Here is a 15,869-nt window from a genome sequence, read left to right on the forward strand (position 1 = left end):
CTGCGAGCGGGCGTTTTTCATTGCTCCGTTTCCCGACACGCCTCGGCACAATCCCGTTCCAGCTGCTGCAATAAACGGCCAAACACCTGGCTGCGCCAACGCCTCGCCTCGTTGATCAGATTGTGCCGTCCACTCTCGACCAGACACTGCTCACCGCCGGGAAACAGCCGCCCGAAGACATCCAGATTATGCCGCCATTCAACGGTCGCATCCTCTGTCCCTTGAATGATCAGTGGACAGAACGCACTGCTCGGCTGCTGCTCGACCCAGTCGATCCAGCTCAGCATCGCCCCTATCCAGCGAACCGGTATCCAGGGGTGCTGAAGCGGATCCCGCCGGCGAATGAACGTGAGGAAATCGCGATCGTGAGAATTATGCTGGTATACGCGTCTGACTCGCCTAAGCCAAGGCCTGAGCCAGCGATACTTGCGTCTGATACTCTGCCAATGGGTTGGCCGCAACAGAGGCGCCAGCAGTACCGGCCGTGTTAGTGGCCAATCTCGTGCCTCTGGCGCTCTCAACAGCAGCGTCGTGATGATCGCACCGCCGGTGCTGTGGCCCACCAGGGTCAGCGGTTCAGACAGTGCCGGCATCTGCTTGCTAATCAGCCCCGAGAGCTGCTCGGCATAGTGGAAGAAGTCATCCACGGCATGAGGAGCGCCATCGGATAAACCGTGACCAGGCAGATCATATAGCAGCACGTCCCAACCGTGCTCGAACAGATAATCGGCCAAGGGTCGCGCAAGGCCTGCATGGTCCATGTAGCCGTGCACCAGCAACACAGTCCCCCTGGCGTTTTCACGCTGTCGAAAACGCTGCACGACAACTTCAGAGAAGCCGACCACCAATCGTGCGATACTGTAATCGCTTTTCGACACCAACCGATCCAGCCCGTAATGCCTTAGATAGGCCTCAAGCGAGCGGGAGGGATTCCAATGGCAATGGAACTCATGCGGCAGCTGCTCACGAATCTGCCTGGCCGTGAACCCAGGAGCATCGGCAACGTCTAACTGGCTGTAATGAGTCAATCCGGCTTTCCTATCAGCGCTATGTTGACGACAATAGAGTCAATGACCTTACCGGGATCGGAACCCGTCCATGCATCGACCTTCGCGTGCCCGTTCGGCACTTCGCAGCCTCTCCTGGCTGCTGCTGTTCTCAGTATTACTGATTCAACCGGTGCGCGCAGCACTGCCAACACTGGAATCACTGACTCAGCAGCTCGACAAGCTCAAACCCGAGGATACCAGTCCCGAGACTCAGGCACTGCGTGAAACCTATCAGCAAACGCAAAGCGCGCTGGACAACCTGTCTCAGTTGCGTGAGCGCAGCCAGCAGCTGAATGAACAGATTGCGCAGTTGCCCGATCAGCTCAACCAGTTGCGAAACACCCTGAGCACTCCTTTGCCGGCGCCGGAAGATCCGGTCACCGCCACCGACACAGCCGAATCACTGGATCAGCGCCTTACCCAACGTAAGGCCGAGCTGGTCAAGCTGGAGCAGAAACGTGACCAGTTGAGCGATGCGATCAGCCGTGACGACGCCCGCATGATCGATCTGCGTAGCCAACTGACGCAGCTCAAACAAAGCACTTCCCCCAAGCCCGACCTTCCAGACGAAGGCATTGCGCAGGTGTTACGCGACGCACGGCAGGTATTGAGCGAAGCGCAGCAGGAGGAGCAAACCGCCAAGATTCAAACACTCGAACTGGAGCTGCTGGCCTTGCCAGGTGAGTCTGAGCTGAACCAGCTCAAACTCAGTCAGACCCGGCGAGAAATCGAAGCCTTGTCGTCCCAGATCGAACAGCTTCAGAACGCGTTGCTCGAACGTCGACGCAGTGCCCTGGAGCAATCATTGGCAGAGCTGGCACCGGGCAGCAGCAGCCTGCCTGCTCCGCTGGAGCTGCTCCGGCAAAAAAATCGCAACAGCAACGAACAATTGAGCCGGCTGCTGCGTCACATCGACAGCAGCCAACTGCGCCAGAGAAGCCTGAACAGTCAGTTGGAGCAGATCACCCAACAATCACAGCTGATCCAGCAACAGCTGGAACTGGACATCCCGCAACTCAGCGCCGAATTGCGACAGTTTTCGCGCCAACTGACGCGACCACTGGATACCTCAACCAGCCTAAACGAGATCAACCAGTTACGACTGGCGAATCTGAGCGGTGATCGGGAAATCTTCGAACTCGAACAGCTCAAGAACCAACTGCCGGACAGCGTCACAGCGCTGGATGACCAGTATCAGTCACAGTACAAAAGCCTGCTCGACAACAGACGGCGCTTGCTTGAACAGTTGCGCCAAAGCCGTCAGCAGCTGATCAACGCCCGCTCACTAATCCTGAGCACACAACAGCAGATCAACGAGCAAACCCAGAAAGCCCGAACACTGATCGAACAGCATCTGCTCTGGCTGCCAACCGTGGAACCGCTTGATCGCAGCTGGCTTAGTGACCTCGAGAGCGGCCTTGGCCATTTACAGGACAGCTGGCAGCAACTCGGTGGCGCCCAACCGCTTTTCGATCGGGACCGCGCCTTCTGGCCGCGATTGGGCACGGCCCTCTCCCTGCTGGCACTGTCATGGGTGCTTACGCGCTACCTGCGCCGCCACTGGGAGCGCTGGCACCAGCAGATCGGCAAGGTCTCGCAGGACCGGTTTTCCCGCACCTTCAAGCTATTGATAGCTGCGCCTCTGGTCGCCACACCGCTACCGACTCTGGCATTGTTGCTTCAGCGCGCACTGAACGCCTCCCACCCATTGCATGACACGGCTTCGCTACTGCTTTACGCCCTTGCCGCCATCAGCTTTGTCTATGTCTGTACGCTGAGCTGGTTGCGCACACCGCACGGCCTGCTCTTTGCGCACCTCGAACTGCCGGAGCGACTGTGCCGCGTCCTGCGGCGAGAGATACGGTTACTCGGCTGGCTGACACTGCCACTGCTGGTGGGACTCTTTATCAGTGACGGGCTTGAGCAGCCGGACCTGCTCGCCTCGGGCGGTCGACTGCTGTTCTTGCTACTGACTCTGGTACTGCTGAGGTTCTGGTGGGTGATGTGGAAGATCAACAGCGAATTCAATCGGCTGGCCGAAAGTCAGAGCTGGTGGACCGACTCCCGCCTGTGGATTGGCGCCATGATTGCGTTCAATCTGGTGATGTTCGGGCTGGGCATATACGGCTACCTGCTCAGCGCCCTGTTCATGATGCTGATTCTGACACTGCTTATCATCGAGATTGCACTGGTTTTCATGCTCTATCGCCTTGGCCAGCGCTGGCTGCTGATCGAGGAGCGCCAACTGGCGTTCAAGCAGGCGCTGGAGAGACGGGCCGAACAGATCGCCGCACGCAACAGCCCAGACGAGGAGCTGCCGCTGCCAAAAGAGGACTATCTGGATCTGAAGACCATCTCGGTACAGGCACGCACCCTGAACAAGGTCACAGCCGGTGCACTGCTGGTACTGCTGGTATGGCTGACGCTCGGCGACTTCCTGCCGACCCTACAAATACTGGAACGGATCCCGCTCTGGAGTACATACCAGAGCACCGCCAACGGCGAACTGTTGCGTGCTATCACGCTGAGCGACCTGATCACCGGTCTGATAATTCTCGGCGCCAGCCTGCTCGCGGCTTACAACCTGCCGGGGTTACTTGAGCTACTGGTACTGCGCCACCTCAACCTGTCACCGGGCAGCGGATTCGCCATCACCACACTGCTGAAATATATCCTGATACTGGTTGGCACTATGGCCGGTGTCAGCCAATTCGGTCTTGAGTGGAACAAACTGCAGTGGCTGGTTGCTGCAATGGGGGTCGGTCTTGGTTTCGGTTTGCAGGAGATCGTCGCCAACTTCGTCTCGGGCCTGATCCTGCTGTTCGAAAAACCGATTCGTATCGGCGATACCGTCACCATTGGAGATGTTACCGGCCGGGTATCACAGATCCAGATTCGCGCGACGACGATGATCGACTGGGACCGCAAGGAGGTGGTGATTCCGAATAAGACGTTTATCACCGAACGCCTGATCAACTGGTCGCTGACCGACTCCACAACCCGCATCGTACTGCAAGTAGGTGTCGCCTACGGCAGCGATACCGAACGGGTCAAGGCGCTGCTAGTCGAGATCGCCAAGGACAATCCACACGTGCTCAATGATCCGGAACCGGATGCCTATTTCCGCGCATTCGGCGCCAGCACACTCGACTTCGACCTGCGCGTTTTCGTCAGCCGTATGGAAGACCGTGTGCCCGTTACCGACGGACTTAACCACACCATCGACCGACGCTTCCGGGAGGCCGGTATCGAGATCGCCTTCCCGCAACTGGACGTTCACTTCTACCCGTCCACACCCGATGCTGCAAAGCCCGGCAATCCGCCACCAGGCGATTGATTGCCGGGCGCCGCACCCGACATTTCACAATATGAAAACACATTGTTATTTTTTCACTATATGACAAGATCAATCATCCTTCACTCAAGGTATGATGGGCTCACCTGCAATGTGATACCGCGTTATTTTCTAGTAAAAAAACAACAAAAAAACGCGAAAACCTGCCATAAAAAGCATCGATATTGTCGCCAAATAACACGAAAAGGCGACTAATTAATACTTTAGGCGCAAACGGGTTACATCGCCGGAAATTTGCGTTATTTTCGCATTGCACAATGCTGTTAAGTCCCAACTTCCTCTCCGGGTCAACACAGCCTCACGGCGAGCCGGGGACAATAACTGGATAATCGAGGCATATCTCATGAGCCAACGGGTACAGGTTGGCGGCCTGCAGGTCGCTGAGGAACTCTACAACTTCATCAACAATGAAGCCCTGCCGGGCACCGGCGTGGATGCGCAAGCCTATTGGGCAGCCTTCGATGCCATCGTGCATGAACTGGCACCTCGCAACCGTGAGCTGCTGGCCAAACGCGATGCGCTGCAGGAGAAGATCGATGAGTGGCACCGCCAGAATCGCGGCCAGTTCGATTTCGCTGCCTATAAGCAATTTCTGACCGATATCGGCTACCTGCTGCCGGAAGGCCCTGACTTTACGGCCACCACCAGCAATGTAGACCCCGAGATGGCAACCATGGCGGGCCCTCAGCTGGTGGTTCCGGTCATGAATGCGCGCTATGCACTGAACGCAGCCAATGCACGCTGGGGCAGCCTCTACAACGCGCTCTACGGCACCGATGCCATCTCCAGCGACGGCGGCGCCGAGGCCGGCAGTGGCTATAACCCCGCACGCGGCGCCAAGGTGATCGCTTTCGCTCGCAAGTTCCTCGACGATTACGCGCCGCTGTCCAGTGGCTCGCACAAGGACTCCGCCGGCTACAGCATCCAGAATGGTGCCCTGTGCGTGGCGATGCGCGACGGCAGCGAAGGGGTACTGGCCGATCCGTCACAGCTGGTCGGTTACACCGGCACCGCCGCCAGCCCCACCGGCATCGCGCTGGTGCATAACGGCCTGCACTTCGAAATTCAGATCGACCGCACCGACCTGATCGGCAAGTCCGACGCCGCCGGGGTCAAGGACATCCTGATGGAGTCGGCGCTGACCACCATCATGGACTGCGAAGACTCCGTCGCCGCGGTCGATGCCGAAGACAAAGTACTGGTTTACCGCAACTGGCTCGGCCTGATGAAGGGCGATCTGACCGAAGAGGTCAGCAAGGGCGGCAAGACCTTCACCCGTTCAATGAATCCCGATCGCGTCTATACCTCAGCAGACGGCGGCGAGGTAACGCTCAAGGGTCGCAGCCTGATGTTCGTGCGCAACGTCGGCCATCTGATGACCAACCCGGCGATTCTGGACAAGGACGGTAACGAGATTCCGGAAGGGATCATGGACGGTCTGGTTACCACGCTGATCTCCGTACACGACGTGAAAGGTAATGGCCAGTTCAGCAACACCGTGACCGGTTCCATCTACATCGTGAAGCCGAAGATGCACGGACCTGAAGAGGTCGCCTTCACCAACGAGCTGTTCGGACGCATTGAAGATGCCCTGGGTCTTGCTCGCCACACCATGAAGGTGGGGATCATGGACGAGGAGCGCCGTACCACCGTCAATCTGAAGGAGTGTATCCGTGCCGCCAAGGAGCGTGTGGTGTTCATCAACACCGGCTTCCTCGACCGTACCGGCGATGAGATCCACACCTCCATGGAAGCAGGTCCGATGATCCGCAAGGGCGACATGAAAAACGCCGCCTGGATCAAGGCATACGAAGACTGGAACGTGGACACAGGCCTGGCCTGCGGCCTCAGCGGCCGCGCCCAGATCGGCAAGGGGATGTGGGCGATGCCCGACCTGATGGCCGGCATGCTGGAAGCCAAGATCGGTCACCCGCTGGCCGGAGCCAACACCGCCTGGGTCCCCTCTCCGACCGCCGCAACCCTGCATGCGCTGCACTACCACAAGGTGGATGTATTCGCCCGTCAGGAGGAGCTGAAGTCCCGCGAGCGCGCCAGCCTCGACGACATCCTGACCGTTCCGGTGGCGCAGAATCCGGACTGGAGCGCCGAACAGATCCAGCAGGAGCTGGACAACAACGCTCAGGGCATCCTCGGCTATGTGGTGCGCTGGATCGATCAGGGGGTTGGCTGTTCCAAGGTACCTGACATCAACGATGTGGGTCTGATGGAAGACCGTGCGACTCTGCGTATCTCAAGCCAGCACATCGCCAACTGGCTGCACCACGGCGTATGCTCCGAAGCCCAGGTGATGGAAACCATGAAGCGCATGGCCGCGGTTGTGGACCGCCAGAACGACGGGGATCCGGCCTACCGACCGATGGCTGCCAACTTTGACGACTCCGTCGCCTTCCAGGCGGCCTGCGATCTGGTATTCAAAGGTCGCGAGCAGCCCAATGGCTACACCGAGCCGGTCCTGCACCGTCGCCGCCGTGAAGCCAAGGCTGCATTAGGCGCCTGATTCGACCGGTAAAAGAAAACGGTTCCCAAGTTGGGAACCGTTTCACTTTATGGCCTCAGAATCCGCTCACGACAACACGGCTACTCGCCATCCCCCTCATCTCGATAGTCCCGCCCCAGGGTCCAGCTCGCCAGATTCAACAGACTGCCTTCGATCTCTGACTTGGGTCCCGGACGCGCATACAGGTAGCCCTGTACCTGATGACACCCCAGATTCTCCAGGAACAGTGCCTGCGCCTTGGTCTCCACCCCTTCGGCCACCAGCGTCATGCGTAGGCTGCGCGCCAGATTGATGATCGCCTTGACCAGCTTTTCACAGTTACGGTCGGTAGTGATCCGCTCAATGAAGGAGCGGTCTATCTTCAGTATATGAATCGGGAAGCGAGTCAGATAATTCAGCGCCGAATAGCCGGTACCAAAATCATCGATCGCTATGCGGATACCCAACTCACTTAACTTATTCAATGCCCGTCGCGTCGAGGGTTGATCATCCAACAGCAAACTCTCGGTGATCTCAACCTCGATCCATCGCGGTGAACAGCCCGTCTGCTCCAGGATCTCGCAAACGGTCGACACCAGATCCTTGCCGACGAATTGGCGCGGTGACAGGTTGATTGCGACGGTATGCAACTTCTGCTCATCACGGTTCCACTCCACGGCAACCTCGCAGGCACGTCTAAATACCCAGTCACCAATCTCAATGATCAGCCCGGTTTCCTCGGCCAGGGTGATGAATCGATCCGGGGTCAGCAGCCCCAGTTGCGGATGGTTCCAGCGCAGCAACGCCTCGCTGCCGACGATGATCTGATGTACCAGCTCGATCTTGGGCTGGAAGTAGAGCTCCAGTTCGTTGCGCTCAAGCGCCTTGCGAAGCTCGCCTTCCAGCATCATCCGCTCGGTAACGCCTGTGGTAAGCCCCTTTTCATAGTAGGCGATCTCGCTTCGACCACGCGATTTGGCGGAATACATGGCGGAGTCAGCATACTTGATCAGATCATCGATCTGGCGGCTATCCTGTGGATATCGCGAGATCCCGATGCTGGCGGTGACAAATATCTCCCGCTCATGCAGTTCGAATGGCTCGCCGAATGCCTCAATCAGCAGTTGTGGAACATGACCGAGCCGGTCCCGCTCATGGCAATCAGGCAATATGATCGCAAACTCGTCGCCGCCAAGACGGGCTACGAACTCGTCATGCTGAAGACAGTGTTTAAGGCGTTCGGAGGCCTCACGCAGAAGACAGTCTCCCGCCACATGGCCCAAGCTGTCGTTGATCACCTTGAAGTGATCAAAATCCAGAATGATCAGACCGACAGAGCCGTGGGCTTCCCTCGCGGTGGCAATCTCCTGACGCAATCGGCTGTAAAACATTTCACGGTTTGGAAGCCCCGTGACCGCGTCATAGTTGGCCAACACATGGACACGCCTGCGGTATTGATCGACTTCGGAGATGTCCCGCCCGACCGCCAGCACGCTGCTGACCTGCCCAGCAGCATCATACTCCGGTGAAAGGCGGATCAAACTACAACGTTCCACCCCCTCTTCCGATAGCCAGGACAACTCGTACTGCTGCTCTGCACCCTGCTCCAGAACACTCCTGACACGTGCTTCGTAGGCCTTCATTTCATCCCCGCCGGGCACCTCGGAGGGGGTGAATCCGATCAGCCTGGACAGCGCAACGCCCGACTGACGGACGAATGCGGGGTTGGCATAACAGCGGCGGCATTCACGATCATATCGCGCAATAGTATCGGGCGAGTTTTCCACCAGGTTACAGAACATCTGCTCGCGGGAAGCCGACGACTCATCAAAGTGATGAAAAGGCACATACTCCCGAAGCAGCATCAGCACACGATAGGTCGTCGCCACCGGATCCGTTACCGGCACCAGACTGATGTTGAGCCGGACCGGTTGGCCCTGGCCCTGATGCAATATCTGGTAACTGCGCGTGCTGTTATCGACGAAGCAACTCTGCACCTCATCGATCAGTCGAGCGGAAAACTCAGGCGTCAACCGGGCGTCATCCAGATGACTGATCAGATCGCCCTGAGAGACGCCCAGCAACGTTTGCCCAACCCCGTTTATAGATACAACCCTCAGGCTGGTTCCGTACGTCATCTCCAGCAGGCAACGTGCGTCGCTTTTATCATCGAACACTGGAGCAATCACTATGTCTGTGCTCATCGATACGCTAGACCCCGCTGAAAAGTGACCACTGTCGTTCATTCTTCTCGCCGCCCGGCCGCTTTCGGTAAAAAAACAGCCGCCTGTCGGGAGATCTCCATCATCACGTCCCCAATCGGGCGATAAACGCCCGGGAAGCCGTGACCTGTCTGCCCGCCGCAACGGGAAACAATCCGTGTACTATTTGACATATCCGAGTAACCACTCATTTAAAACGGGTCGGGATATAAATAAAAGCTGCCTAATACCGATAATATTCCCGCATTCATCCCGGGTGAATTAAACCCCGAGCCAAACTGCCTACGCATTTGTCGCACAAATACGACAAGGTGCAAATATGTCAAAAAACGGACGCTATCACGACTCGGAATATTCAGCTTTTGATATCAGAAAATACGTAAAAAAATATCCGCCAATTCAGAATATTCCTACAACCAAAAGAGCATTTAATAACCATTAATGGCTATTTAACGAGTGTCTCATGGAATATATAAAAAGGCGCAAAGTCGCCAATAAAAAATGCAAATAAAGCGCTTTTTGATAACGGTCACCAATCAATTTATGACGCAAGGAAAAGACATAATCATTCAACGATACCCGTATCCACGGCATAACGAATAAGCTCGGCGTTGCTACCGATATCCATTTTGCGCATCAGACGCGTCTTGTGGGTACTCACCGTCTTGTTGCTGATCACCAGCCGGGTGGCGATTTCATTCTGACTAAGCCCCTGCGCGAGCAGTCGCAGCACCTGCATCTCCCGGTTGGACAGCCGGGTGTTGCTGTCATCGTCGTCAATCCTGTCGGCTTCGAATGCGATCCGCTCGGCCAATTCAGGGCTCAGATAACGCCCGCCTTTCACTACCCGCTGAATCGCTTCCAGCAACATCTCGGGTTCACTGTCTTTGGTCAGGTAGCCACTGGCGCCCGCCTTGAGTTTGCGCTTGGCGATCTGAGGCTCATTGTGCATGCTCAATATCAGCACCGGCAGCGAAGGATAGTGAGTACGCAACCGATCCAGCAGCTCCTCTGCGCCCATACCGGGCATCGATATATCGAGCAGTACAATGTCAAAACGCTGATGTCTGAGCAGATTGAGCACTTCGCCGCTGCATGCCGCCTCGCCTGCGACCTGAATTACGCCGCTACTATGAAACAGGCGCTTGAGCCCCTCCCTCACCAGCGTATGGTCATCAGCCAGTAGTAATTGGATCATGCTTGCACTCCTGCTCCAGCGGTATATTGAGTTCAATACGTGTGCCCCTGTACGGGGCGCTGTCCAGACGCATTTTGCCGCCCATCATCAAAGCCCGCTCCTGCATGCCGATCAGGCCAAACGAGCGCCGCGTCGCATATGCCTTGGGATCGAAACCGACGCCATCATCGGCGACGCATAACTGACATTTACCACCGCAACGTCGCAGGCTGACCCGCACACTACTGGCCTTGGCGTGACGCGCCACGTTGGTTAACGACTCCTGGACGACACGAAACACCATGATCGCGCGCGCCTCGTCCAATTCGATCGATTCATCCAGCTGCAATGAGCACTGCAGACAGGTATCGGCTGAGAAGCGCTGTACCAGCCACTCCAGTGCCGATGCAATTCCCATATCAAGCACCGGCGGTCGCAGCGTCGATGCGATATCGCGCACCGACTGAATTGTTCGGTCGACAATCGTACACAACAGGCGCACACGACTGCCCAGCTCCGGCTGCGCGCTGCCGAACTCCCTTGCCAACAGGTTAAGGTTCAATCTCAGGGAGGTCAGCAGCTGCCCGAGTTCATCATGCACCTCTCGGGCGATACGCTTGCGCTCGGCTTCCAACTCCGATTCGCGACGCGCGGCCAGCTCTCGCAGCATCGACTGGGACTCACGCAGAGAGGCATCGCGCATCCGCTGAGAGGACACATCTTGTCCGACAATCAGAACCGAGCTGAGCTTTCCATCGGCGTTGCTCTCGGGTACCAGACGGAAAAAATGCCACTCGTTGCGTGCCGGAAGATACAGCTCCAGGTCACCACCACTGGCCGATGTCCAAACCCGGCGTACAGCAGATTCCAGCCTTGAATACTCAGGGGTATCGGAAAAGGCCTGAGAGATCGGTATGCCCAGCACCGCATCGACATTCTTGACCCGCAGCTTGCCAGCCAACGCCCTGTTGATATAGAGGACACGGGAGGTTCCATCACATCGGGCGATCAAGTCCGGCGAATTGTCCGCCAGTGCCCTCAGTTGCTGCTCAGCCACTTTGAGCGCTGTCACATCCCGCCCCACTGCCAGCACCGACACGACATTCCCTACCGGATCGAACTCGGGCACGAAACGCACATCACTGAATATCCATTGCCCATCCCGTCCCCGCCAGGGGATAAGCGCCTGGGTCTCCTCCCCCTTGCGTAACGCCCGGCGCAACTGGCAGCCATATTCTGAATCGAACTGCTCGAACGTCCGCTGGATATCATCGGCATCGCAGGCATCGATATCCTCCAGCATCAACGCGGCACTCAGCGCAGGATTGATAAAAATGCACCGCCCCAGACGATCATAACGCGCGATGCCATCCGGCGAGTTCTCGGCCAATGCCCGAAAGGCCTCTTCGCGCGCATGCAACAGCTGCTCCGCGCGTTTGCGCTCGGTAATGTCCCGGCTAATTCCAACGACGCGATGTACCTTACCGTAACTGCCTTTCACCGGTACCAGCGTTGTGTGAAACGTACGACGTCCCGCAGGCAGCTCTACCTCGAGTTCTTCATCAAGCGTGCGCCCGCCCTGGAAGCAGAGGCGATATTTCGAATTGATCAAAAGCGCCAAGTCCGGCGGCGCCAGCTCGTCCACCGTTTTGCCCAGCAACCGGGATCGGGGCACACCCAGTAGTGACTCAAGCATCGGATTGACTTCGATATGGCGATATTGGCCATTCTCAGCCTGTTCCACCAGAAACAGTGCATCTTTTGAGTTGTCAAAGATTTGCCGATACCGTTCCTCACTCTCGCGCAGCGCACACTCGGCGCGGGACCGACGGATAGCGATCGCCGTAAACTGACTGGCGCGGTGTACCAGAGCAAGATGCTCAAGACCCGGTGCTCCCGGTTGTCGGCGATAGATCGCCAGCACTCCAAGCACCTGCCCATTCACATCGATAATCGGTTGCGACCAACAGGCCCTAAGGCCCGCCGCCAGCGCCAACTCGCGGTAAGCCAAGAAGTAGGGGTGGGTGGCGATATCATCGACGGCCATCACCTGCCCCCTGTAAGCAGCCGTACCACAACTGCCCTGCCCCTCTGCTATCGCCAGACCATCGATCGCTTTCAGGTATTCAGCAGGCAGGCTCGGCGCGGGCCCCACCTGAAGACAGCGTGCATGATCATCCACCAGCATCACGCTGGCGCAGAGCTCAGGGCACGCCTGTTCGATGTAACTCACAACCCGCTCAAGGCAGATCCCCAGCGGCGCCCCTTTGGCAAGCGCCTCAAACACGGCCAGTTGAAGGGAATCGATCAGTTCACGACGGATACCGGTTGCCTGCTCAACCGAGTCCGAGAGCATGTCGGCTGCCACATCCGCACTATCGTCACGATACTCAACCGCCGATGATGGCAGGGCCCCAGTTGGGTGAAGTGCTTGGTCAACCGTACACGGCGCCAACAGCTGAAGCACAAAGGCGGTAGTGGATCCGACAGGCTCATCCAGACGGATAGCCATCAGAGGGTGCTTACGGTTGCAACCATCCTTCGAGCGCAGTGCCAGTGTCAGGTTCAGGTGCGGGGTAGACGACGATTTCAAGGCCTCGATATCGCTCGCCAGCTGTGCGCTCGCCGACTCGCACAACAATACCGACAGCCCCTGCCCGTACAGCTCATGCTCTCGATAGCCCGTCTGCACAAGGAAAACCTTATTGCAGCCGATGATTTGAAAATTCAAATCAAAAATCAGCGCACCGAATGGCGAAGACTGGAAATAATTAAGATACATGCCCAACTAACTGCTACCACGCCACGGCCTGAACCGTTTTTTAATAATTATTTGAACCTAATCGGATCCACTTTCCTGCCATACCCAAAACGAAAACGGCTCATTGTAGATCCGCAACGGACTAATATACCAATAATCGGTTGAACCTGAGATTGAATATTTTCAATAGGATTACAGCCAATTTCCACGCAGACGGATCCGCTAACAGGATTTAGCTGTTTAATACATTCCAAATACTGTTTCCAATCCGCAACAGACGCCCGCTTATACACCGTTTTTCAACTTGAACACAGTTATTTCCCGCATCTCCAACAGGGTTTCGAATGACCCCGGTGAACCCAACCCCACCTCGTCACTCGGCCCGCGAGGCCGCCACCATAAATGTCGCAAAATATCGACACCAAAACTTCACTAATCGGTCAGAAATTATTAAGCTATCAACCGCTGCTACTTAACCGACTGTTAACACGCGATTAACTACTCTGGATGCTCGGTTAGCCGATCCCCTCGGACCAAAGGACTGAAGCGTGAATATTCTGCTGATAGAAGATGATGTAGACCTTTCCAGCACCCTGATCCAGTATCTGGAACTGGCCGGATACCGTTGCGACCACGCGGCCGACGGTATCAGCGGCCTGAACTTGCTACAGAAGAACCAATACGATGTGGTCATACTCGACCTGATGCTGCCGCGCATGGACGGTCTAGAGCTGTGTCGAAAGATGCGGGAGCAGGGGCTCGACACCCCCGTTCTGATGCTCACGGCGCGCGACTCCCTCGACGACAAGATTGAAGGGTTCCGCGCGGGCACCGACGACTACCTGATCAAGCCCTTCGCGTTCGAAGAACTGACCGTACGCATCGATGCCCTGAGCCGCCGTCGCAGCGGCCAGATGCGCAAGCTGCAAGTGGCGGATCTGCTGCTGGATCTCGACCGTCACACCGCACACCGGGGAGAAGTGGAGCTTAAACTGACGCCCTCGGGCTGGCAGATTCTGGAAACCCTGCTTAGGGCAAGCCCTGACCCGGTATCCCGTCAGGTGCTTGAACGCGCCCTCTGGGGTGACGATCTGCCGGAGAGCAACGTCCTCAAAGTGCATATGCACCACCTGCGCAAGGTCGTCGACAAACAGGGGCTGCCGCCCTTGATCCATACACTGAGCGGATACGGCTTCCAAATCAGAGAACCCGTGCATGATCAAACTTAGCCTTCGGCAGTACCTGATGCTCGCACTGTTGGGCATGCTGGTCACGGTTATCCTCAGCTACACCCTGATCGCCGACTCCTATTTTAAAAACGGCATCGATACGCTGAACCGCTTCATCATTCGAGACCTGCATGCCCACTACGCCCCCCTGATCGACGCCAACCAGCCCTACAGCCAACCCGAGCTTTTCGGCTTCAGTCTGACCACCGGATACGACCACCTCCCGCCCTATGTAAAAGAGCGTCTTGCCGCCGACGAGATCGACACCAACCAGCTGCGCATTCTGCTCAATGTCCCGGGGCTGCCCGAAGGCGGCGTTGTATTCCTGATGAAGCTGCTGACACCTGCCAAGCAAGAGGTGTTCTACATGCGTCAGGTGGAGCCCACCAGCATGAACAGCGCCAATGAGCAGGATATTCGCAACTCCATGGTGCGCCTGATGCTGATCAGCATTACCGCCCTGCTGCTCAGCCTGACCATTTTGATCATGCTCTATTCGGTGATCTCGCGTCCGATGCAGCGCCTTATCGAGTGGGCCCGCAAACTGAGTTCCTCGACCATCGACACCCCCCACCCCGACTTTCTGTACAGCGATGTGAACAGGCTGGCGGATCTTGTGCAAAGCAGCCTGCAGTCCGCCCGCGACTCGCTGACCCGCGAACATGAGTTCCTGCGTCATGCCAGCCATGAACTCCGAACCCCTCTGGCCGTAATCAGCAGCAATCTACAACTGCTGTACCGGTTCAGCCCACCAGAAAACGAGGTGTGTCACAACGCACTGGCGCGCATCAACCGCGCCACCGACAACATGAATCAGCTCAGCGAGACCCTGCTATGGTTAAGCCGCGACGACGCCTACCAGCCCGAGCGCAAGCAGGTAAAGCTCGACGAGATGATCACCGAACTGATCGAAGCCAACCGCTACCTGATTGCCGCAAAGGAGATACAGGTTAAAACCGAATTGAGCCCCTGCACGCGCGAACTGCCGCTTGTGCCCTGCCGTATCGTGCTCAGCAACCTGATCCGCAACGCCTGCCAACATACCCCAGGCGGCACCATATCGATTCGTCTGACCGCAGATGCAGCAGTGGAGGTACGCAACGACCGCCCCGACGAGCAGAATCCAAGCCGCAAGCCCGACGGTTTCGGACTCGGACTGCAACTGGTCAGCAAGCTGTGCAACCGCTTCGCCTGGAGCTTCTCGCACGCGCAGAGTCCCCAGCAATGGACAGCGCGTCTGGTATTCCTTGGCTCACGGGTGTCAAACCCGCCCGCCCCGCTCAGCCGCGCTTGAACGCCGTTGTTTTCTCCAGTTCGTAGATCGACTCGGACAGGTTCTCCATCCGCGTCTCCAGCATCGCCAGCGCGTCATAGAGACCACGGTTGTAGAAATAAGGCCCGATCACATCACCGATGAAATCAAGCAGGAACTGGGCGTCGAAACCGCCCAGTTCCTGATCCAGCTCTTCACTGAAATACTGCTGTATCTGCTCGACGATCAACGCCTGCTCTTCCCTGGAAAACTTGATAATCGACATCATCCCTCCGCTTCAACGGTTTCACGGGGCCTGTACCGGCA

Annotated in this window: 9 protein-coding genes; 4 read left to right on the forward strand and 5 right to left on the reverse strand. The window is 57.1% G+C overall.

What is annotated here, in order from left to right; all coding sequences use genetic code 11:
• Window positions 1-17 precede the first annotated feature (17 nt).
• Entirely contained in the window at window positions 18-1,028 is a 1,011-nt protein-coding gene (locus ADIMK_RS04040) for an alpha/beta hydrolase (RefSeq protein WP_156042778.1), read from the reverse strand.
• A 70-nt stretch (window positions 1,029-1,098) separates the two neighbouring features.
• Here ADIMK_RS04040 and ADIMK_RS04045 point away from each other — a divergent pair, with 70 nt between their 5' ends.
• Together ADIMK_RS04045 and ADIMK_RS04050 are read left to right on the forward strand one after the other, a co-directional pair.
• Window positions 1,099-4,386: a mechanosensitive ion channel domain-containing protein gene (locus ADIMK_RS04045; RefSeq protein WP_036183889.1), complete on the forward strand. Its 3,288-nt coding sequence runs from the start codon at window positions 1,099-1,101 to the stop codon at window positions 4,384-4,386.
• 361 nt (window positions 4,387-4,747) lie between these two features.
• Window positions 4,748-6,922 (forward strand): malate synthase G, encoded by a 2,175-nt coding sequence (locus ADIMK_RS04050; RefSeq protein WP_036183891.1) that lies wholly within the window; start codon window positions 4,748-4,750, stop codon window positions 6,920-6,922.
• A gap of 80 nt (window positions 6,923-7,002) precedes the next feature.
• On the opposite strand, the gene ADIMK_RS04055 is transcribed toward ADIMK_RS04050, so the two are convergent.
• The 3 genes from ADIMK_RS04055 to ADIMK_RS04065 all read right to left on the reverse strand — a co-directional run bounded on the left by ADIMK_RS04055 (window position 7,003) and on the right by ADIMK_RS04065 (window position 12,992).
• Window positions 7,003-9,105, reverse strand: a complete 2,103-nt coding sequence (locus ADIMK_RS04055; protein WP_197027465.1) for a putative bifunctional diguanylate cyclase/phosphodiesterase — start codon at window positions 9,103-9,105, stop codon at window positions 7,003-7,005.
• 583 nt (window positions 9,106-9,688) lie between these two features.
• The gene (locus ADIMK_RS04060; RefSeq protein ID WP_036183893.1) at window positions 9,689-10,321 is read right to left on the reverse strand and encodes a response regulator; all 633 of its coding nucleotides are present in this window, start codon (window positions 10,319-10,321) and stop codon (window positions 9,689-9,691) included.
• Window positions 10,299-12,992 carry a PAS domain-containing protein gene (locus ADIMK_RS04065; RefSeq protein WP_197027466.1) on the reverse strand — a complete coding sequence of 898 codons (2,694 nt, stop codon included), beginning with the start codon at window positions 12,990-12,992 and terminating at the stop codon, window positions 10,299-10,301. Before ADIMK_RS04065 ends, ADIMK_RS04060 begins: the two co-directional genes overlap by 23 nt.
• A 617-nt stretch (window positions 12,993-13,609) precedes the next feature.
• Here ADIMK_RS04065 and ADIMK_RS04070 point away from each other — a divergent pair.
• Together ADIMK_RS04070 and ADIMK_RS04075 are read left to right on the forward strand one after the other, a co-directional pair.
• Window positions 13,610-14,290 (forward strand): response regulator transcription factor, encoded by a 681-nt coding sequence (locus tag ADIMK_RS04070; RefSeq protein WP_036183897.1) that lies wholly within the window; start codon window positions 13,610-13,612, stop codon window positions 14,288-14,290.
• The gene (locus ADIMK_RS04075) at window positions 14,277-15,584 is read left to right on the forward strand and encodes a sensor histidine kinase (RefSeq protein WP_036183899.1); all 1,308 of its coding nucleotides are present in this window, start codon (window positions 14,277-14,279) and stop codon (window positions 15,582-15,584) included. Before ADIMK_RS04070 ends, ADIMK_RS04075 begins: the two co-directional genes overlap by 14 nt.
• On the opposite strand, the gene ADIMK_RS04080 is transcribed toward ADIMK_RS04075, so the two are convergent.
• Entirely contained in the window at window positions 15,571-15,828 is a 258-nt protein-coding gene (locus tag ADIMK_RS04080; RefSeq protein ID WP_036183902.1) for a DUF2164 domain-containing protein, read from the reverse strand. The two genes, ADIMK_RS04075 and ADIMK_RS04080, sit on opposite strands and share 14 nt — an antisense overlap.
• Window positions 15,829-15,869 lie beyond the last annotated feature (41 nt).

Origin of the sequence: Marinobacterium lacunae, from assembly GCF_000705555.1 — a bacterium.
In the GTDB taxonomy this organism is placed as follows: Bacteria; Pseudomonadota; Gammaproteobacteria; order Pseudomonadales; family Balneatricaceae; genus Marinobacterium_D; species Marinobacterium_D lacunae.

Excerpts from the sequence above, each read along its gene's own strand:
- ADIMK_RS04045 (WP_036183889.1), top strand. The coding sequence starts at position 1,099 with ATGCATCGACCTTCGCGTGCCCGTTCGGCACTTCGCAGCCTCTCCTGG.
- ADIMK_RS04050 (WP_036183891.1), top strand. The coding sequence starts at position 4,748 with ATGAGCCAACGGGTACAGGTTGGCGGCCTGCAGGTCGCTGAGGAACTC.
- ADIMK_RS04055 (WP_197027465.1), bottom strand. The coding sequence starts at position 9,105 with ATGAGCACAGACATAGTGATTGCTCCAGTGTTCGATGATAAAAGCGAC.
- ADIMK_RS04060 (WP_036183893.1), bottom strand. The coding sequence starts at position 10,321 with ATGATCCAATTACTACTGGCTGATGACCATACGCTGGTGAGGGAGGGG.
- ADIMK_RS04075 (WP_036183899.1), top strand. The coding sequence starts at position 14,277 with ATGATCAAACTTAGCCTTCGGCAGTACCTGATGCTCGCACTGTTGGGC.
- ADIMK_RS04080 (WP_036183902.1), bottom strand. The coding sequence starts at position 15,828 with ATGTCGATTATCAAGTTTTCCAGGGAAGAGCAGGCGTTGATCGTCGAG.